The sequence below is a fragment of the Mangrovibacterium diazotrophicum genome (assembly GCF_003610535.1).
Classification (GTDB): domain Bacteria; phylum Bacteroidota; class Bacteroidia; order Bacteroidales; family Prolixibacteraceae; genus Mangrovibacterium; species Mangrovibacterium diazotrophicum.
In genome coordinates this window covers 340,645-361,129 of the sequence record NZ_RAPN01000001.1, presented here as the reverse complement: position 1 = coordinate 361,129, position 20,485 = coordinate 340,645, and the positions used below count along the sequence as shown (strand labels likewise).

General features: G+C 44.8%; 14 protein-coding genes. 9 read left to right on the top strand and 5 right to left on the bottom strand.

What is annotated here, in order from left to right:
• Positions 1 to 22: 22 nt before the first annotated feature.
• The 9 genes from can (at position 23) to BC643_RS01545 (ending at position 12,486) form a co-directional block, all read left to right on the top strand.
• A complete protein-coding gene (gene can / locus BC643_RS01590) occupies positions 23 to 661 on the top strand; it encodes a carbonate dehydratase (protein WP_120271425.1) in 639 nt (212 codons plus the stop codon).
• Positions 662 to 890: 229 nt separating this feature from the next.
• Positions 891 to 1,463, top strand: a complete 573-nt coding sequence (locus BC643_RS01585) for an NADPH-dependent FMN reductase (RefSeq protein WP_120271424.1) — start codon at positions 891 to 893, stop codon at positions 1,461 to 1,463.
• A 48-nt stretch (positions 1,464 to 1,511) separates the two neighbouring features.
• Positions 1,512 to 1,850 (top strand): 4a-hydroxytetrahydrobiopterin dehydratase, encoded by a 339-nt coding sequence (locus tag BC643_RS01580; RefSeq protein ID WP_120271423.1) that lies wholly within the window; start codon positions 1,512 to 1,514, stop codon positions 1,848 to 1,850.
• Between the two features lie 108 nt (positions 1,851 to 1,958).
• The gene (locus tag BC643_RS01575; RefSeq protein WP_120271422.1) at positions 1,959 to 2,345 is read left to right on the top strand and encodes a DUF302 domain-containing protein; all 387 of its coding nucleotides are present in this window, start codon (positions 1,959 to 1,961) and stop codon (positions 2,343 to 2,345) included.
• A gap of 809 nt (positions 2,346 to 3,154) precedes the next feature.
• The gene (locus BC643_RS01565) at positions 3,155 to 4,531 is read left to right on the top strand and encodes a pectate lyase (protein ID WP_120271420.1); all 1,377 of its coding nucleotides are present in this window, start codon (positions 3,155 to 3,157) and stop codon (positions 4,529 to 4,531) included.
• Between the two features lie 147 nt (positions 4,532 to 4,678).
• Positions 4,679 to 7,924: a SusC/RagA family TonB-linked outer membrane protein gene (locus tag BC643_RS01560; protein ID WP_120271419.1), complete on the top strand. Its 3,246-nt coding sequence runs from the start codon at positions 4,679 to 4,681 to the stop codon at positions 7,922 to 7,924.
• A gap of 11 nt (positions 7,925 to 7,935) precedes the next feature.
• Positions 7,936 to 9,819 (top strand): RagB/SusD family nutrient uptake outer membrane protein, encoded by a 1,884-nt coding sequence (locus BC643_RS01555; protein WP_120271418.1) that lies wholly within the window; start codon positions 7,936 to 7,938, stop codon positions 9,817 to 9,819.
• Between the two features lie 56 nt (positions 9,820 to 9,875).
• A complete protein-coding gene (locus BC643_RS01550; RefSeq protein ID WP_120271417.1) occupies positions 9,876 to 11,477 on the top strand; it encodes a DUF5123 domain-containing protein in 1,602 nt (533 codons plus the stop codon).
• 154 nt (positions 11,478 to 11,631) lie between these two features.
• Positions 11,632 to 12,486: a pirin family protein gene (locus BC643_RS01545; protein WP_120274094.1), complete on the top strand. Its 855-nt coding sequence runs from the start codon at positions 11,632 to 11,634 to the stop codon at positions 12,484 to 12,486.
• Positions 12,487 to 12,519: 33 nt separating this feature from the next.
• Here BC643_RS01545 and BC643_RS01540 read toward each other — a convergent pair whose 3' ends face one another.
• From BC643_RS01540 to BC643_RS23700, 5 genes are all read right to left on the bottom strand, one after another.
• Entirely contained in the window at positions 12,520 to 15,747 is a 3,228-nt protein-coding gene (locus tag BC643_RS01540) for an ABC transporter permease (RefSeq protein ID WP_120271416.1), read from the bottom strand.
• Positions 15,744 to 16,418 carry an ABC transporter ATP-binding protein gene (locus tag BC643_RS01535; RefSeq protein ID WP_120271415.1) on the bottom strand — a complete coding sequence of 225 codons (675 nt, stop codon included), beginning with the start codon at positions 16,416 to 16,418 and terminating at the stop codon, positions 15,744 to 15,746. Before BC643_RS01535 ends, BC643_RS01540 begins: the two co-directional genes overlap by 4 nt.
• 94 nt (positions 16,419 to 16,512) lie before the next feature.
• A complete protein-coding gene (locus BC643_RS01530; RefSeq protein ID WP_120271414.1) occupies positions 16,513 to 17,796 on the bottom strand; it encodes a glycosyltransferase family 4 protein in 1,284 nt (427 codons plus the stop codon).
• A 12-nt stretch (positions 17,797 to 17,808) separates the two neighbouring features.
• Positions 17,809 to 18,918 carry an outer membrane protein assembly factor BamB family protein gene (locus BC643_RS01525; RefSeq protein ID WP_120271413.1) on the bottom strand — a complete coding sequence of 370 codons (1,110 nt, stop codon included), beginning with the start codon at positions 18,916 to 18,918 and terminating at the stop codon, positions 17,809 to 17,811.
• A gap of 2 nt (positions 18,919 to 18,920) precedes the next feature.
• A complete protein-coding gene (locus BC643_RS23700; protein ID WP_120271412.1) occupies positions 18,921 to 20,483 on the bottom strand; it encodes an FAD-dependent oxidoreductase in 1,563 nt (520 codons plus the stop codon).
• Positions 20,484 to 20,485: the final 2 nt, after the last annotated feature.

The following is a 20,485-nucleotide window of genomic DNA, read 5'->3' as shown; positions in this document are numbered from 1 at the left end:
ACGTATTAAATTCAATTTATAAATGCCACACAAATTATATAAACAACTTTTAGAGAATAATAAGAAATGGGTTGCTGAGAAATTAAGTGATGACCCTGAATATTTTACACGATTGGCGAATGGACAAAAGCCACCGCTTTTGTGGATTGGCTGTGCCGACAGTCGCGTTCCGGCAAACCAAATTGTAGGTGCCGAGCCCGGTGAAGTTTTCGTTCACCGAAATATTGCCAACATGGTCATCCACTCGGACATGAATATGCTCAGCGTTTTGGATTATGCCGTAAACGTGTTGAAAATTCAGCACATCATAGTGTGCGGTCATTATGGATGCGGCGGTATCCAGGCGGCTATGGGAAATTCGTCATTCGGCATCATCGACAATTGGATCAGTCACATTAAAGATGTTTACCGATTTCACCGTTCTGAGTTAGATGCAATAGAAGACGAGAAAGAGCGCTTTGATAAGTTTGTGGAATACAACGTCAAAGAACAGGTTTTCGGACTGGCACGCACCTCTATTGTGCAAAACGCCTGGAAAAACAACCAGGATTTGATCGTTCACGGCTGGGTTTACTCGGTTGGCAACGGGGTTGTGAAAGATATGGAAGTGAATATCAGCAGCAACGAGCAGCTGGAAGAAACGTTTCAATTGAATCTCTAATTGAAAAATAATATGGTCCTCCGGATCCCAAAGCCGGGGGACTTTCTTTGCTTTTCTGCTTTCCTTTTTACGGATTACAATTCAACTCCGATGTGAGAATAACGTTCGAAGATGGTCGTCGTATAAATCACAAAAAAACATCTCGACTAATTTCTCTTACAATTAATAAGAAGAGGCCGAGGCGTCGTTGCCAAAGCTTGTGAAAGTTGAATATTTAATTCTACCACCGATGAAAAACATTGTCATTTTTAAAGGAAGCATGCGGCCCCACAACTACACGTCAATGGCCGTCAACATTTTGATCGACGAAATCAACAAGAACCACACCTGCTCCTATCAAATAATCGATCCGAATGATTTTAAACTACCATTTCCCGGGCAAAATGAGGATTCTGTCGATGTTATTCGTTTGATTGCCATCGTGAAAACAGCAACCGGGATTATTTTCGCGACACCGGAATACCACGGATCATTCAGTAGCATCACCAAGCTTTTCATCGAAAACCTCGGTTATCCTTCAGCATTGGCAGGAAAACCAATCTCGCTGCTCGGTGTAGCCTCCGGCGATATCGGAGCCATAAAATCGCTCGAAAGTTTGCGCAGTGTTTGTTCCCATGTTGGTGGAATCGTGTTGCCGGGGCCAGTCTCAGTTCCGCATGTTCGTGATGTTTTTGACGAAAACGGGAAATGTTTGAATCCGAAAATGGAACAGCGAATTCGTTCCCTCTTCCTGAATATGATTGATTATATTGACCAATACCTTTGCCCATCGGTCAACCTGGAAGATTTTGTTCGCAATTAAAATGGTGTGGTGTTTGATTATTTTTTCTGAAATTAGAATAAAAATAAAATGAACGACTTAAAAGAACAACGCTGCTCAGCCTGCCATGCAGGGGCTCCGCAGGTGACCGCAGAAGAGATCCAATTGTTGAATTCGCAGATACCCGATTGGAAAATTGTAACGGAAGACAACATTCGGAAGCTCCGACGCGAGTACCGCTTCAACAATTTTCTGGATGCCTTGAATTTTACCAATCGTGTTGCGCTTCAGGCAGAACGAGAAGATCATCATCCCAGTATTACGACTGAATGGGGAAAAGTAACGGTCACTTGGTGGACCCATAAAATCAAGGGCTTGCACCGCAACGATTTTATCATGGCTGCCAAAACGGATGCGCTGTTTCACTAAACGATGGATGTGAGTTTAAAAATCCACAGGTGTATCCAATTGCAAACAAAATCGACTAAATGCTTTCGAGTAAATTTGAACTGATACAAACCATTTTTTATAGACAACATGAAATATTATATTGAAAAAATTACCAATTATTCCTTCGACGACGCTGTAGCAAAAGCCACAGAAGAACTCCAAAAAGAAGGGTTTGGCGTGCTTAGCGAAATCAATATCGACGAGAAGTTAAAAGCCAAATTGGGAGTCGACTTTAACCGCTATCGCATTTTGGGAGCCTGTAATCCACCCAATGCCTACAAAGCATTACAATCAGAGATTCATATTGGGGTGATGCTTCCCTGCAATGTCATTGTTCGCGAATTGGACGATAAAAAAGTAGAAGTAGCAGCTGTTGATCCGGTTGCTTCCATGATGGCAATTCAGAATGAAGAACTGGCTCCGATTGCCGGTGAAATAAAAGCTCGATTGGAGCGCGTGATTCAAGCATTATAAGATTCTAAATATTCTCAGAAACAAATGGCGGCAGCGGTTAATAAAATTCTCTGTCGCCATTTTCTTTCCCCAAAATCAGTTCACACAAGCAAGCCTTCGAACTTCCAAATTATATTGCCTGAACGATATTTCCACATTCTCCCGAAAGCAACTTCTTGTGGCAGAAGCTTCCTAAGTAATGATGTTAAGTTTTGTGAATTTGAGCTAAAAATCCTTTTCAACCCCAATATAGAATCAATCTAAATAGACACTTATGATAATAAGACATAAACTAGTTAAATATTCTAAATAACTTAACCCCAGTTGACTATTAACATTAGGTAAATCAGACCAAAAACTCCTTTTCTAAACTTCAGCCGCGTGTTAATTTTTCATTAGGAATTATTTAAGAAATTCTCTCTTGCTAATATGCTTTTTCGTTTATTTTTGACTCCCCAAACCAGGAAACAGGCCTAAATACGCGCATTAAACCTCGCTAATTTAGGAACCATGAAAACAGAAGAGAGATGAGAGAAGAGGGATTAATTTCGTTTACTGGTGTCGTACACGGAAACACCGTGTTCGCAAACGGATGTGAATATTCGGCTGCACCTGACCAGAATCACTTACAATTTTCAAAAATTGAAACGCTTCGTTTCGGCAATTACTCGGAAAAATATTTTTTTATCCGTAATTCCGTTAACGCCGACGGCTACACTGTCTTCCCTTTCTTCTTAAGACTACAGAAAAAGACTCTTCCCGCTACAACAAAAAGTGCTATTTCCCAACCTTTTGTTTCCGAGAAAAATTAACCTCTGAATGTCTAAATCATGAAAGCAAACATAATTTCAAGCCTAGTCGTTTTCTTTATTGTAATTAATACAAATTACACCATGGCTCAAAATACGCCTGCTTTTCCAGGTGCTGAAGGAGGTGGTATGTACACAAATGGCGGACGTGGTGGAAAGGTTTTGCATGTGACTAACCTGAGTGACGACGGCGAAAAAGGATCTCTCAGATGGGCGGTGACTCGCAAATATCCCAGAACGGTTGTATTTCAGGTTTCGGGAACAATTGAATTGACAAAAAAACTTCTCATCAGAAGCGACAGCCTCACGATTGCTGGTCAAACAGCCCCAGGTGAAGGCATTACATTGAAGGGCTACCCAACAAAGCTTGATGCCGACAACATCATCATCCGCTACATTCGCTTTCGGATGGGCGATGAAAATGGCCAGCAAGCGGATGCTTTAGAGGGGCAGTTCCACAAAAAAATTATCATCGACCATTGCAGTGTAAGCTGGAGCACGGATGAGAGTGCTTCTTTCTATGGTAACGAAAACTTTACAATGCAATGGTGCATTCTTTCCGAGAGTTTGAACCATTCTGTACATAAAAAAGGTGACCACGGGTACGGTGCAATTTGGGGTGGCAAAAATGCTTCGTTTCACCACAATTTGCTGGCCCACCACAATAGCCGCAATCCCCGTTTCGACCATCCCGGTGTGTACGACTCAGCCGAACAAATGCAGGAGTACCGGGGCAATGTCGAGTTTGTCAACAATGTCATCTACAACTGGCACAACCATACAAGCTACGGCGGGGAGACCGGGCATTTCAATGTGGTCAACAACTACTACAAACCCGGGCCACAATCGAAACGCACAGAACAATTCCTGCAGCCTTACGCCGAAGATCGGGGCTATGGCTCTTTTTTCGTTTCAGGCAACATCCTCGAAGGACAAACTCAGATTAGCAAAGACAACAGCCTTGGGATCGATATGAATGACGGTGGTGAGTTCGCTACCATCCAGTCTGCATCCCCTTTTGAAGTGTTGGGTGATTTGAAAATTGAGAAAGCAAAAAAAGCCTATAAATCTGTCCTGGCTTCGGCTGGAGCATCTTTTCGCAGAGATGCCGTTGATCAGCGCATTATCCGCGAAACATCAAGCGGGACAACCACTTTTAGCGGAGGCGAAGAAAAAATTGCCGGCATCATCGACAGTCAAACAGATGTTGGTGGATGGCCTGAGCTAAAAACCGGTGAAGCACCTTTAGATACCGATCTTGACGGAATTCCTGATTACTGGGAGCTAAAACACAAACTCAATCCCAATGATCCGACCGACAGTCAGCAAATAACAAAGTCGGGCTATACGATATTAGAAACTTATTTAAATCAAATTATCAACCAAAATAAACACTGAAATATGAAATAGAAACGGTAAAAAGGTAGAGAAAAGAAAAAGGAAAAATCAATTATTAATTAAAAACAATCAATTACAAACTAATCAGTTGAATCATTTTAGTTAGATCAGAAAATAGTGGTTCAGACTGTTTCTAAAAATTATCCTATGAATAAAAAGCTATTTAGTTTTTTACTGATGTGCTTGGTTTCGTTGAGTGTTTTTGCACAGACGACCCAAGTCACCGGGGTTGTTTACGACGACCAGGGAGAGACCTTGCCCGGAGCATCAGTTATTGTTAAAGGCACCACAATTGGTGTTTCGACCGACTTTGACGGGAACTTCACCTTGAACGTTCCGGACGTTAAAAGTCAAACATTACAAATCAGTAGTATTGGTTTTGAGCCACAGGAAGTTTCATTGGCAAACCAAACTACCGGTATAAAAGTGTCTTTGCAGGCATCAGTTCAAATGGTAGAAGAAATTGTTGCAGTAGGTTACGGTACAATGAAGAAGAAAGACCTGACGGGGTCTGTCGCTCAAGTTGGATCGGATGCCCTTCGCGACATTCCTGTTAGTTCTGCTTCAGAGGCCATCACCGGTCGTATGGCTGGTGTTCAGGTTGTAACAACTGAAGGTTCTCCGGATGCAGAAGTGAAAATCCGTGTACGTGGTGGTGGTTCTATTTCACAGGACAACTCACCGCTTTACATTGTTGACGGCTTCCCGGTAAGCTCAATCAGCAACATCCCTCCTACTGATATTCAAGATATCACTGTATTGAAAGACGCATCATCTACTGCTATTTATGGTGCTCGTGGTGCAAACGGTGTAATCCTGATTACAACAAAAAGTGGAAAAGAAGGACGTATCAACGTTAGCTTCAACTCGTACTTTGGTGTTCGTCAACGTATCAAGTCGCTGCCTGTTTTGAGCCCTTACGAATACGTGATGTACCAATACGAATTGGATCAATCTTCAACTTTTCAAGGCTACTATGGTGTTTACGACGATTTGGATATTTACAAATCAGTGAAAGGTACCGACTGGCAAGACAAAGTATTCGGCCGCACGGCTACTCAGCAATACTACAACTTAGGTATCAGCGGAGGTGCGAAAAACACAACTTTCAACTTAAGTTTGACCCGCTCTGACGAAGAAGCGATCATGTTGACCTCAGGGTTCCAACGCAATAACCTGAACTTCAAATTAAAAACAGAGATTTCTGATAATGTAAGTCTGGACTTCAACACCCGCATGTCTCACAGCGTTGTTGACGGAGCAGGAACTTCATCTGACAAATCAGGCGCGAATACAAAACTGCGTAACGCGGTAAAATATGCACCAACAACCGGTTTGCGCGAATTCTCTCAAGGTGATGTTGCCAACGACGACATCAACAGCCCCGAAGCGACTAGTTTGCTGTATGACCCGGTTGAGTCAGTACTTGACGAATACAAAAAACAGTTCCGTCTGAACATGAACTTCAACGCGGCGTTGAACTGGAAAATCGCGAAACCATTGACATTCCGGACAGAATGGGGTTACGCGTTCACTCAAAACCGCACCGACTATGTTTGGGGTGAAGCAACAAGTACCGCAAAAAACTACGCCGGCCAACCGGTTGGACGTATCTACAACTATGACGGTGAAAACTGGCGTTTTGCCAACACCTTGACTTTTGACAAAAATGACATTCTTCCAAACCAAGACTTGACTGTTCTGTTGGGACAGGAAATGTCTTCAAGCTGGGGAAAATCAGTAACCAATGAATCTCGCTTCTTCCCTGCCGGCATGTCTGCAGAAGACGTATTGGCGATGTTCAACCTGGGAACAGCAATTCCTACAGTTACCAGCATCGGCGCTAAAGACAACTTGTCTTCATTCTTTACGCGTGTAAATTACTCAATCGACGATAAATACCTGATCACAGCGACAATGCGTGCTGACGGCTCAAGTAAATTTGCTGAAGGGAACCGTTGGGGTTACTTCCCATCGTTGGCTTTTGGATGGAGAATGAGCGAAGAAGGGTTCATGGAAAGTTCGCACAACTGGTTGTACAACCTGAAATTACGCGCCAGCTACGGTAGCTCGGGTAACAACCGTATCGACAGCGGTTTGTGGAGAACAAGCTATACGACAGATAACGACAACAAACCATACTATCCAAATGAAAGCGAAGCTTCTCAGTTGATTCCAAGTACGGCTTTGGCCAACAAAGACTTGAGATGGGAAACCACGCACACCGCTAACCTTGGTTTCGATTACGGTTTATTCGAAGGACGCGTAAACGGATCTCTTGACTTCTATTACAACCGCACTGTTGACCTGTTGATTGACCAGCCGGTTCCTGAAAGTACCGGTTATTCAACCCAAATGATGAACGTTGGTCAAACCTCAAACCGCGGTATCGAGTTCGTTGTGGACGCTGTTTTGGTTGACAAAAGAGATTTCACCCTGAATGCTTCATTCAACATTACTTTCAACAGAAACCGTGTTGACAAATTCAGCAACGGCGAATACAACTACAAAACCTACTCTTCAGGCTGGAACGGTTCTGCAGCTCCTACTTCTGACTACATCATCCGCGAAGGTGAAGAAGTTGGTCAAATGTACGGCTACGTAACTGACGGCATGTATTCGTTCGACGATTTCACCTTCGACAACACGTCAAACTCTTGGAAATTGAATGAATTCTATGCTGATGGTGTTACGCCAATCGCTGATAACAGCAGCCTGACCTCAGCCGGAGCTTATTTCGGTCCTGGTGCTTTAAAACTGAAAGACCTGAACGGTGACGGTGTTATCGACGAAAATGACAAAACTGTTTTAGGTTCAGCTCAGCCAATCCACACCGGTGGTTTCAACCTGACTGCGAAATACAAAAACTGGGACGCTTCTGCCTTCATGAACTGGTCTTACGGAAACGAAGTTTACAACGCCAACAAATTGGATTATTCAAGCCAATTGTTGTCTCGTAAATATCAGAACCTGATTACCGATATGGACATGGCTCACCGTTTTACAACAATTGATCCGTCAACTGGTCTGAACATCTACAGCGGTAACGACGCTAACCCAGCCCTGTTGCAAGAGATCAACCAAGGTAAGAGCATGTGGATGCCATTGCACACAACCACAGTTCTCCACTCATACGCTGTTGAAGATGGTTCATTCCTGCGTTTGAACAACGTGACAGTAGGTTACACGATGCCTTTCGACTGGAAAAAAGGTGAAAACAAAGGTACCCTGCGTATGTACTTTACAGGTTACAACCTGGCCATCCTGACTAACTACAGCGGTTTCGACCCTGAAGTAGATACCAGAAGAAGTACACCTCTGACTCCGGGTGTTGACTATTCGGCTTACCCGCGTAGCCGCCAGTATGTTGTTGGTCTGAACTTAACATTCTAATTTTTCGAGCAATGATTAAAAATAAAATATTACCTGCATTATTAATTCTTCTGACGCTGGGCTTTGCATCGTGTAGCGATGATTTCCTGGATCAGACATCAGATTCGGAATATACCAGTGACGTGGTATTTTCGACTCCAGCCTACACCAACTCTGCCATCATGGGGATCTACAATATTATGACCTATGATGAAATGTATTCTTCGCGTTTGTCGCTGATGTACTCAACCAACTCGGATATTGAAGTTGTTGGTGCCGACCAGAACTCCTACAACCAGCAAGGTAACCGTGGTATCAGTAACTACTATGCTACACCAAGCTGGTCGGGTCACCTGGACCGGACATGGAAAGCCTTGTACAAAGGGATTGAACGTGCCAACCTGGCGATTACTGAAATCCCGAACAGCCCGGCATTCAGCAATTCGGATACACAAAGCGACATGCAAAACTATTACGGCGAAGCCTTGACTTTGCGTGCGTTGTACTATTTCGAGCTGGTTCGTAACTGGGGAGATGTTCCTTTCAAACTGGATCCAACTCAATCGGATGGTGAAAACTTCTACCCTGCTGTTGCCGACCGCGACACGATTTTGGACCACATGATTGATGACCTGACAACTGCTGCCAACCTGATGGACTGGGGATCAACTCCGGAACGTGTGAGCAAAGGTTTTGCATTGGGTCTTCAGGCTCGTATTGCTTTGTGGAGAGGTGGTTATTCAATCCGAAACAAGAGCGGGTTCCCAACTGAACGCAGTGCCGATTACCTGGACTATTACCAAATTGCACGCGATGCTTGCTACAAAGTGATGACTGAAGGTCCTCACAGTTTGACAAGCAGTTATTCGAAAATTTGGCAAGACCTGTGTAGCCTGACTTTGAATACTTCTTCATACGAAAACATGTTTGAAGTAGCGATGGGCTTGACTCGAAGTAGTGAAATTGGTTATTCAATTGGCGTTCGCTTCCGTACCAACACCAAATACGGTTACGGTAACAACGCAAACGTTTATTCAACTACTCCGTACTATTTCTATCAATTCGATTCAGAAGATGTTCGTCGCGATATTTCGGTAGCTTGTTACGAATATCGTCCAAACACCACAGCTGCTAACGCTCCGATGGAGATGTTTGTGAGCAACCCGTTCTCATGGACAATCGGTAAATACGACCAACGCTGGATGAGCGATGAATTCATGAATATCAACATCAGCGCAACCTCGAAAATTGGGTCTGGTATCAACTGGGTAATCATGCGTTATTCGGATGTTCTTTTGATGTTTGCTGAAGCTGAAAACGAATTGAACGGCGGGCCTACTCAAGAAGCGATGGACGCTTTGAAACAAGTTCGTAGCCGTGCATTCAGCGAAACTGACCAGGCAACTAAAGTTGATGCGTATATTGCTGCTCACAACGATCACGATTCATTCTTTGAAGCAGTAGCCAACGAACGTATGTTTGAGTTTGGTGGCGAAGGTGTCCGTAAATACGATTTGATCCGTTGGAACATGTTGAGCTCTAAAATTGAAGAACAACGTGATGCCTTGAAACAAATGTACTCAACCGGTGAATTTGTAAACCAATCAGGAGTAACAGTTGATGTACCACCTGCAATCTACATCAAATACAATGATGACGAAGAAACCATCAATTTCTCAGAAGTTAACTTCTATGAAAATAAAGGAACTGATTTGATCGATGGTTATGAAGAACCCGTAAAATGGTTGTGGGGTCTGGATGATGAAAGCACTTCCAAACAAAACCAACTGCTGATCATCGATCGTTATAGCTCTGGTCTTGACGCAGAAGTTCCGAATCGTCACTTCTTCCCGATTTACCAGGAGATTGTAAACCAGTCAAACGGAACGATTTCAAACTCATACGGATTTAATTAATTAATCATTGACGGAGTTTCTGCCAAGCGGAAATTCCTTACTAAACGATTTTAAGAATGAATATCATTAAAAAAATAAATATTCAAATCCTTTTTGCCTTCGTTGCAGGTTTGTTGGTATTCAACGCCTGTGTCGACAAAAATGATTGGGATGTGGATAAATCGCACGATCGTTTATTCCGTCCGACGAACCTTGCTGTTACCAGTATTACAGCAACTACCGGAGACCTTAGCTTTGTTTCGATCCCGGGAACCGAATATTATCAATTCGAACTTAGCGCAGACAGCCTGTTGTTCGAGAATATTGTATCAACTTTCGACACAACAGCGAATGCCTTTACATTGACTGGTCTGGATGGAAATACACAGTACTCTTTACGAGTAAAAGCAATTCCAACCGAAGCTTCAAAAGGTGAATCAGAATGGGCCAGCATTTACTTCAAAACCCGCGCAGAGCAAATTATGGAAACAGTTGCTGCCGGAGATGTTGCCAGCCGCACAGTTACTCTTCGTTGGGAAGCAGGTGCTACAGTTACCAATATTGTACTAAACGATGCTGATGGCAAGGAAGTACAAAATGTCACCATTACGGCAGAGCAAATGGCTGCTGGTGAACTTGAAGTTACCGGCCTTTCTCCGGAAACTTCGTACGAAGCCTTGTTGATGAACGGAACAAAACAACGCGGTTCTGCCAGCTTCACAACTTACCCTGATGTGCCGGATGCTGAATATTACATCCGTCTACAAGCTGGCGATGTGCTGACCCAGGAAATGTTTGACGAAATCACAGCTTCAACTGTTACGGTAACATTCCCTGCAGGTGGGTTCTTCACTTTTGCCGAAACATTAACCTTACCAGCTGGTGTTTCATTTAACTTCTTCGGATTACCGGGAGACTCAAAAGCAATTCTGAACCTGACTCAATTGGAATTGGGTGCGACTCACGACTACGTGAAATTCACAAACCTTGATATTTCCGGCTTGGTTTACGATGCTACCGGCACGCCAACAGGTGGTTCGAACAGCTATTTCATCAATCAAAGTGGTGAAACGAATACAGCAACCTTGGAATTCTCGAACTGTCTGTTGCACGACTTCAACAATACACCACTGCGTTTGAAGGATTCAGCTGATAAATACTTCGGGAACCTGAATATTGACAATTGCCTTGTATACAATATTCCTGACAGTTATTACGTGATCAACGTGTCTGCTTCGAACCATGTAATCGACAATATCAGCATTACAAATTCGACCTTCTACAACATCGGCCGTTTGTTCCTGCACAACAAAGCCAACAACAACAGTGTATTGATTGCTGACTGTACTTTTGATGACATTGTTGCTGCCGGAAGATATTTCTTCGATTACAGCTCGTCATACGGTCCGACAAGCGGCTTCACAATGCGTAACTGTATTCTTGGATCAACCCAGGATGACACCGCAAAAGGTATCCGCTTCAACGGAAGCCCGACTGTAACCAATTCTTACGCAACAAGCGATTTTGTATTGGGTGGCGCAACAATTGGCGGTTTGAACAGCTATTCAGGTGCTTCAACCGACTTGTTTGCCGATCCTGCCAATGGCGACTTCTCAATCGCCGACGAATTGTTCGACGGGAAAACATCGGCTGGAGACCCACGCTGGTATTTCCAATAGCCCATTTCTTCAACAACCAATAGTTCAAAGAGCTGTTCCTTTGGGGCAGCTCTTTTTTCATGGTTAAAAGTCCGTTATTGTTGGGGAATCCGCGTGTTCCGCTAAACAAAGCCGGTTGTGGTCTGTTTTTGGTGTTGAAATAAAACAGAAAACAATGCGTACAATTAAAGCAATTCACAAGCCGGTGTACGATCCTATTGCCGACTTGGTCACTTACCGGGTTATTCCAACCCATTCGATTGAATACCTCGATCCGTTTTTATTTTTGAATCATCACGGGCCACAAATTTACCCGCCCCGCAATAATGGATTGCCATTTGGGCCTCACCCGCACCGGGGCATGGAAACCGTCACTTTTATATTGGATGGAGACATTGCTCACTACGACAGCGACGGAAACAAGAGTGTGATTGAAGCCGGCGGCGTACAATGGATGACAGCAGGCCGCGGCTTGATTCACTCAGAAGTTTCATCCGAAGAATTTAAGCGCGATGGTGGTCCGCTCGAAATCCTTCAGCTTTGGGTCAATTTGCCAGCTAGAAGTAAAATGGTGGAACCGTATTATGAAGGTTTGCAAAAAGAGAGTATCCCGCAAATCGTATCCGAGGACGGATTAACAGCAGTAAACCTGGTTTCGGGAGAATACAAAGGTGTAAAAGGAGCTTTCGAATCCGGCATCGGACTGCACATGACAACAATTGAAATGAAGAAAAACGCCGATTTCTCACTGGAAATTCCGGCTGATCACAATATTTTTTTCTACATCATTCGCGGAAAAATGAACGTGAACGAACGCGAAATTGAAAACAAAAGTCTGGTTGAATTCGCCAACGAACCTGAAGCCATAAAATTACATGCGATGGAAGATGCTGTTCTCTTGGTTGGACATGCTCAACCACTGAACGAGCCTGTTGTTTCGCAAGGGCCGTTTGTGATGAATACCCGTCAGGAAATTGTTCAGGCTTACGAGGATTACCGCTTGGGCAAATTCGGAACCTGGCAGCATTAATATTATCAGTTCTTTTGGTGAAGCCCTGCCCGACTATTCGTTGCGCAGGGCTTCACTTGCTTTACCCCTCATCGCCAGCCGATGGCCGATAAAAGTCCAAAACCAGGCACTAAACAGAACTGAGCCGAAAACGAGAAGACTCCAGAAAATCAGGTTTCCATAATTTCCGGATAGAATTGCTGGCAAACCGGCGAAGAGCGAGGGAATAAAGCCGATAAGCAATGCCTGAAATACCAGGAATAAATGACCTTTCAGACTCGTGTTCCGTATTTTTTGCCGGGTGAATCCGACGGCTTCCAGTAAGGCAAAAGTGCTTCGTTGTTCCATCAGGCTTCGGAAGATGACAATGGCCAAACCGATGGTTCCAATCAAAAGTCCCAAAGCGCCCAGCATCAAAAAAATATTGAGATAAGTGTTTTCAATCTGGTAAAACAACAGCAAGCGGTCGGTTGTGGTCGAAAGATCCATTCCATAATTACGGAAGGCTGATTTTAAATCGGCTTCTTCATCTGCGGGTGCATCAATCAGAAACACCGATGACCCGCTCACTGACGGGAAATTAGCCCGAAACAAACTATCCCCGATTAAGATATTCCCCTGAAAAACCGAATTGGCCAATCCGCCAACTAATTGTAATGTGATCGACTGTCCTGATTCATTTTGATACACCAGGGTGTCTCCCACTGCTTTTCCCAAGCTCCATTGAATAACTGAAGCATCGGCAATTGCAGGGATCGCACCGTTCTTCAACTTGTGTTTCAAGGTCAGCCAGGGATGCGATCCGTCTAATTCTTCTGATGTTGATGCAAACGTGAAAGCGTTTCGTTCATTAAACTCTGCCGGATCAAAACCGAGCACCCGCGGGCGATGAACGCGGTTCAGATTCAAACAACTGGCATCTGTCCCATCGAGCGATTGAAACTGCACAAAGTGGGTTTGAACCTCTTCCAATCCCAATTCAAACCGGCCTTCTTTGGTATTCAAATCGAACAGAACCGGAAAGCTCGTTTCTGCAAAATACGGATAGCCTCCTGTCCCGGAAGAAGCTTTGTCGGCGTTGCTCGTCAAATCCTGCCGAAATAAGCCGGTCGACAAAACAAGGAAAATTCCGATCGACAGGAAACTTATCGTCAGGTTGTTTCGGCGGCGATCGCCAAAGGTCAGCGTTTTTGAAAAATGCCCGAAGGATAAGCCATTCGCTTCTTTCAATACTAGCCGTAACAGGAAAAAATCAGCCAGAAAAAGAAGTCCCGGCAACAACAGAAAGCCGGTGGTAAAGAATATTTCGGGTTGAATTTCCTTGCCAATTCCCTGCGCAAGCATTAAGGCGAATGCCAAAATATTCAAGCCCAGACCAATCCATAGATTTCTTTTTTTCAGACTTACGATTGCAACTTGTTCGCGCTGGGATCCGACAACCGATTGCTTAGCAACCCGGCGCAGGATGAACCAGACACTCCCCATACAAATCAAAAGGATACTTGTAATGCTTACCAGGATCGATTGCAAGCTTAGATGTGGCTCAACCACCGAAGTCCGCACAATATCCCGCCATATCGAATTAATGGCGTCTAAAATCAGACTATTGTACAGGATGCCGAGCGGAATTCCCAGTGCAATCCCCGGAACAACAATCGCCAGCGCTTCATCGAAAAACAACCGACGTATTAACGAAGCACGAAAGCCGATCGCATGCAAGGTTCCGATTTCCGACGTTCGGAAATTCAGGTATAGTTTGAACATGAGCCAGGCCAGCAACAAAGCAGCAAAAAGCACAAAGAAACTGAGCCCGATAAACAAGCCTCCAAAATCGACGCCCTGGCTCGCAGCCTTCAGTCCATCTTCTCGAACCGGATTGATTTGGAAGCCCAAATCAGCAGGCGAAACAGAACTCAAAATCTCCTTTTCGACTTGCTCTGCTGACTTGTTCCCGAAATAAACAGCTGTTGCCTCGCCATAGCTGTTTCCCCATAGTTTTTGGGCCGTCTCAAGGCGCACAAAAGCTTTTGGTGTTCCTTTCCATGTATTCCAGTAATTCTCATCTTTCGGGCGAATCAGCGACAAATCAACAGGCACCCCGGTTTCCCAATCACTGCAATGGCCGGCATCCGAGAGACCGGGTATCTGCGGCATCAACTGCTGATCAGCCCACTTGCCGGATAGCGGCACAATACCTGCCACCCGAAGTGACGTTTGCTTTTCGATCAACTGACGCAATGGGCCAACCTCAAAATAGTGAAGTTCGATTGAATCTCCTTTTTTAACGTTTAAGTCTTCGGCCAACCAATCATTAACCAGCATTTCATTTTCTGATATTTCCAATTGGTTGCTCGGAATTCCGGACACGAACGAATAAGGTGTTATCTGGCCTTCATGCTCAAACTGATTGACGAAGTAGGTCAAAACCGGATAAGTCAAAGAATCACTACTCAAAATCTTTTTAACCGGCTCCTGATCCAGAAAAACGCGCTCGGAACGGAGTCCAACCGTTTTGTTTGCCGAATCTTCGAAAAGCTGCAGATTCATATCGTCGAGTGTCCAATGCTTACTTAGCAAATCTTCAAACTCTTGCTCATTGATTACCGCGTTCGAGCCAAGAATCAGGTTGGCTTTCCCTCGCAGTTTCATTTGGCGGTTCAACCAATCGAGCGACACGAAAACATTGCCCGGTGCGGACTGGATCGGCTGCAGGTTGAAATTACCGCATTGCTCCGCGAAAACAATGGCTTTCACTATCACCCGAAATGCAACCGTGTTTTCGTCAGCCGAAACAAAAGGTGTATTTGCCGGATACTCACTCAATCGGTTCACGCGAAGCATAAGCTCTTCGCCCACTTTTATGCCCAGAATATTCGCGAGCTGTTCGTTCAAAACAGCCTCGTTATTGGAGAGTGTATAAACATCTGTTGTACCCGCAATCCGGTTAAATCCGCTGTCGATTCCCCAAACCTGGATGTGGTTAGCCCGGGCCTGCCCGCCTCCAACAACGGCCATTCCCCGCGTAAACAATGCAGGTGAGCAATTCAGCGAGTCCATTTCGGTGACCAAACTTGACCGAAACAAGCGTTCACCACCCGACACAGTCCATTGTGTGTATCCCAACCGTTGTAAGCTGATTTTTTTTAGGTTCCAGGAAACCGTGTCGCCAACCATCAACGCTCCCAGCAAAATAGCAGTGCTCAAGGCCACTCCGACTAAAATGGTCAGGTTAAGTTTCCAAAAGCGAATCAGTGAATTGAAGACGTACCGGAAAATGCTCATTGTTGCTGAAGTTTTCCGTTTGTCAAACGATAGATTTTATCCATTCGCGAAGCCAGTTTCATCGAATGCGTGACAACGATCAGGCTCACTTCTTCCTCCTTGTTTAGTTGCAAAAGAAGTTCTGTTAGCTGCTCAGAAGATGCTTCATCCAGTGCTCCGGTTGGCTCATCGGCCAATAATATTTTGGGTGAATTAATTAACGCCCGAGCCACTGCTGTGCGTTGGCACTCGCCTCCCGAAAGCTGCGAAGGGCGCTGTTTATGCAGATTCTCAATTCCGAGTCTTTCCATCAGATAGTCGGCTCTTTGCAAAAGTTGTGCATCAACCCGCTGCTCGCGAGCCAAGATTGGCAGTAAAATATTCTCTTTCACCGTCAGCTGGGACAAGAGGTGATGAAACTGAAAAACGAAGCCAATTTCTCGATTTCTGTATGAAGCCAATTCTTTATCGAACTGCTTTAAAACGGATTGATTTTCCAGTAAAATATCGCCTGAATCCGGTTTGTCTAATGCGCCGATCAGATTCAGTAAAGTGCTTTTTCCCGATCCTGAGGGGCCGACAATAGCCAAACGTTCACTCGATTCAACCGTTAAATCCAAATTATCCAATATGACTCTTCTTTCACCCAAACCGGACTGAAAGCTTTTGCAGAGTTGTTTGATTTCAAGCATGAGTAGATAAATTCCAATGTTTAAATTCCAAATCTCAAAATGAGTTATTTGGCTCACCTGACCTTTTGAAATTCGAATTCCGTTGTTCTTTTTATTAGTTTATTTTTTCATAAATCGCCACTAACTTTTTGGCCTGTTCGTGGATGTCGAAATGCTTTTTCACACCAGCTAATCCTTTAGTGCTAAGATCTTCCAACCATCCCTTATCCAGAATCAGACTCTTCCAGGCTTTGGCTAATTTCTTCGGACTATTGGGATGATAAATTATTCCACCTTCGGACAAATTCACAACTTCGGGAAAAGCACCCAATTCGGGTTGAACCAGCGGAATTCCGGAAGCCAAAGCTTCGAGCTGATAAAGACCAAACGCTTCTCCGTTTAACACGGGTACTGAGAGCACCGAAATTGTGTCAAAGAACTGATGACGAGCATTCCCCTCAAATTCGTCAACCCAATGCACAGCGTCACTCAATCCAGCCTGTTCAATGAGCGTTTTCTGCTCCTGTATAAACTTGTTATCATCGTTGGTCTTGCCGCCTGTAATTCTCAATTCCACATCTGCAAAAGACGGATCTTCTTTCAACAGCAGAAAAGCATCTACCAGAATATCCAGTCCATTGTCTTCACACATGCGTGAAATAAAGCCAATTACAGGCTTTTTATCGCCAATCGGTTTAGCTACGTAGTCATTCGCATCAACGCCGATGTGGTTAACGAACAGCTGCTTGTCGCTCAAATGCAGGCGCTGTTTCATCTCATCGGCGTAAAACTGGCTAACGGCAATGAAAGCATCCACATCTTTGGCTCGTCGTTTCATGATTTCCCAACACTCGTCCCTGTTGCGATCACTCATGACGTCGACCCAAACATCTTCATCCTGCAACGAACAAACAACCGGAATCTTCAACTTCTGCTTGATTCTTCGGGCCAATCCCAGCAGCAAAGCATTTGACAGGTGCACAATATCCGGTTTCGTTTCCTCCTTCAGCCATTCAACCAGCCTTTCCAGCTCATCGTGCTGCAAGCCATCTTCGCCTTTCAACATCGAGATTGTCATTTCTTCCAAGCCTTTTGCCCGTGTTGAGCCCGCATTTTTAGCTGCCAGATTCAACACGGCCTTCGAATTCAGCATCTTATCAACCATCGGCGGCATGTAACGAAAAATAGGAAAGCGTTGCTTTAGGTAAGTATCCACAGCACCATAAAAGACAGGCACTTCTGTCAGGTCATGCGCATCTTCAAAAAGTGGCAGGTACATCGGAATCTTGATAACCTGCTGCCCCAAATCCTGTAAAGCTTTCATATATTTTGCGTCGCGAAGGCAGTTCCCGCAATAAAAGCTTCCACCAGAGCCCGGAATGATATGCGCAATTTTCATAAACTTTCGGTTTTAATCTTTTCCAAAGATGTAGATACGGCCGTCGTTCGCACCAACTACCAGTTTTCCATCGCAAATAGCCGGCGAGCCAGCAATCTGACTACCAATATCATAAGTCCATAATTGCTCTCCGGTTGCCAGATCGTGGCGGTAAAGCATTCCGTCCATTGTGGCGGTAAAGACCGATTTACCGGCAATCACACTCGAAGAATCAATTCGGTTGCTCAGACGTTTTGACCAAACTAATTTACCATCTTTTCGGCTAATCGCATAAAGTTGACGGTCCTCATTTCCAAGGACAATCAAGTCACCACTAATGGCCGGGGAAGCGATAAAAGGAAGATCCTTGTCCGGATTATCGTAGGTCCACATCACCTTGCCAGCTTCCAGATCAACAGCAAAGAAACGGCCGTCGTAATCGCCAACGTAAGCAATGTTGCCCACGATTGCCGGTGACGAAGCAACATAAGTTGACAATTCAATGGTTCGAACAGCCTCACCCGTTTTCAGGCTAACAATGTGCAGAAAACCGTCGCATCCGCCGAAAACAACCGCGTCTTTGGATAACGCGGGAGCACCGTTGATGAAATTATTCGATTCATATTTCCACAGTCCCACGCCATCCGACAGGTTGACGCCGTGCAGAAAGTAGTCGTAACTGCCCACAGCCAAAACGATTTTACCTCCAACGTTTTTCCAGTTCGCAGAACCTGTAATCTGGTTTTCGGTTTTGTATTTCCAAATCAGCGAACCGTCGTTTTCATTCAGACAAATAAACTCGCCGTCCAAACAACCAAAAACGACTTTGCCGTCCAATAAAACGGCAGGCGCCTCGATCCCATTTTCAGTTTTGTATTTCCATTTTAATTCGCCATTTAAGTTGAACGCGTAGAAATAGCCATCAGTAGATCCGCAATAGACGATGCCATTTTTCACCACCGGCGAAGCTTTAACTTCATCGTCAGTTTGAAAGGACGCCAGTAAATCCAACTTGGCCGGCAGATCCGTAGGCAATGAAGCCGTCAGCTCTCGATTGCCACGGAAAATGGGCCATTCGCTCTGAGCGAACAACAAATTCGGTAGCGATAGAAACAAGAATATTGTAATTAGTCCGATCTTCATTTTTAGTCTATTTGTTCTTCAGAATCGATTAACGCCAGAGCACCCGTTGGGCATTTTGTGGCAACCAAGACTGCCGTTTTCGCCAAGGCTTTACCAACAGATTTTGAAAATGGAACACCAATGCGAACGTCAAAGCCGCGCCCGATAAAACTAAATCCAAACTCTTCCTGGTGCTGTTTGGTCAGGCGCACACAAATGCCGCACTTAATACATTTGCCCGGCTCGAAAACGACTGTTCCGGCAGCAAATTCTTTTTGTATCTGGATGCGTTGGTCGTACTGGAATCGTTTTTGCTCGGCCCCGAATTGATTGGCCAAATCCCGCAACTTGCAACTTTCCGGGTTTCTGCAATCGCAATGCAAACAGCGCGAAGCCTCAGTCTCCGCTTCTTCAGCGGTAAAACCGATTGCTTTTCCCCTGCCTGCAATTTGTCGGGCTTTGTGGTTCGATTCTTTCAGATAACTGTCATATTCAGTCTCAAGCAATTTGCCAAATTTGGAATTGAAACGTTCCGGCAAGGCATGCAACTCACCGGTTTCAAACCAGTTATTCAGGATGAAAGCTAAGTCCTTCCCTTGCCCAACAGATCGCACAGCCAGCTTTGAAGGCCGTAGCGCATTTCCAATCGCAAATACCTTGGACAAAGATGTCTGGTATGTCTTTTTATCAACTTCAATACCTGATTTTGAAAGCTTCAGTTCCCAATCTTTGAAATCGTCTTTCAGCGCTCCGGTAGCCAAAATAGCGGCATCAAAGTCCTGCTGCAGCTGGATAAACCGTTCGGCACTGATTTCAACGTTGAATTCTGCGTGAATTTTGGAGTTCAACAAGGAGTTAATTTCTTTTTCCCGTACTTCTTTTGGTAGAACTGAATCTGCAATCTCTAATAAAGCCCCGCCAGCCAAAGCGTTTTTCTCGAAGAGGGTAACCGCATGCCCGGCTTTGCTCAAGTAGAAAGCAGCAGCTAAACCGGCAGGTCCGGCACCAACGATTGCTACTTTTCGTCCGGAGTCGGCTGGCAATGGAATTTCCTTTTGAATTTCATGATCCGCCACAAATCCTTTCAGCAGGCATATTGAAACAGCCTCGTCGATTGGTTTGCGACGGCAACCTGCTTCACAAGGTGCCGGGCAAATGCGTCCCAAAATTGCCGGTAGAGCGATGTCACGTTTTACCACTTCGATCGCTTTCTGATGCTTTCCGGCTGCAATCAGACGATTCATCAAAGGAATATTCATATGCGCCGGACAAACCGACTGGCAGGGCGCTTCGCAATCGCCGACATGCTCACTCAGCAGCAGCTCCAGCGACATTTTTCGCGATTCCCGGCACTCGTCGTCATCGGTGATAATTTCCATTCCCTCCATCGCCGGCATAGAGCACGAAGCCACCAAACGACCGTGTCGGGCATCTTTCACCAAACACACCATGCAGGATGTAAAATGCTCGGTGCCCTCCAAATGACACATCGTCGGGATTTCAATTCCCAACTTTCGTGCTGCCTCCAGCAGGGTGGTTCCTTCCGGAACTTCAATGGCTTGGTTATTTATCTTCAAATGAATCATCT

Bases quoted from the DNA above. Each gene is read 5' to 3' on its own strand.
- BC643_RS01560 (WP_120271419.1), top strand. From the start codon at position 4,679: ATGAATAAAAAGCTATTTAGTTTTTTACTGATGTGCTTGGTTTCGTTG.
- BC643_RS01545 (WP_120274094.1), top strand. From the start codon at position 11,632: ATGCGTACAATTAAAGCAATTCACAAGCCGGTGTACGATCCTATTGCC.
- BC643_RS01585 (WP_120271424.1), top strand. From the start codon at position 891: ATGAAAAACATTGTCATTTTTAAAGGAAGCATGCGGCCCCACAACTAC.
- BC643_RS01525 (WP_120271413.1), bottom strand. From the start codon at position 18,918: ATGAAGATCGGACTAATTACAATATTCTTGTTTCTATCGCTACCGAAT.
- can (WP_120271425.1), top strand. From the start codon at position 23: ATGCCACACAAATTATATAAACAACTTTTAGAGAATAATAAGAAATGG.
- BC643_RS01555 (WP_120271418.1), top strand. From the start codon at position 7,936: ATGATTAAAAATAAAATATTACCTGCATTATTAATTCTTCTGACGCTG.
- BC643_RS01575 (WP_120271422.1), top strand. From the start codon at position 1,959: ATGAAATATTATATTGAAAAAATTACCAATTATTCCTTCGACGACGCT.
- BC643_RS01565 (WP_120271420.1), top strand. From the start codon at position 3,155: ATGAAAGCAAACATAATTTCAAGCCTAGTCGTTTTCTTTATTGTAATT.
- BC643_RS01535 (WP_120271415.1), bottom strand. From the start codon at position 16,418: ATGCTTGAAATCAAACAACTCTGCAAAAGCTTTCAGTCCGGTTTGGGT.
- BC643_RS01540 (WP_120271416.1), bottom strand. From the start codon at position 15,747: ATGAGCATTTTCCGGTACGTCTTCAATTCACTGATTCGCTTTTGGAAA.
- BC643_RS23700 (WP_120271412.1), bottom strand. From the start codon at position 20,483: ATGATTCATTTGAAGATAAATAACCAAGCCATTGAAGTTCCGGAAGGA.
- BC643_RS01530 (WP_120271414.1), bottom strand. From the start codon at position 17,796: ATGAAAATTGCGCATATCATTCCGGGCTCTGGTGGAAGCTTTTATTGC.
- BC643_RS01550 (WP_120271417.1), top strand. From the start codon at position 9,876: ATGAATATCATTAAAAAAATAAATATTCAAATCCTTTTTGCCTTCGTT.
- BC643_RS01580 (WP_120271423.1), top strand. From the start codon at position 1,512: ATGAACGACTTAAAAGAACAACGCTGCTCAGCCTGCCATGCAGGGGCT.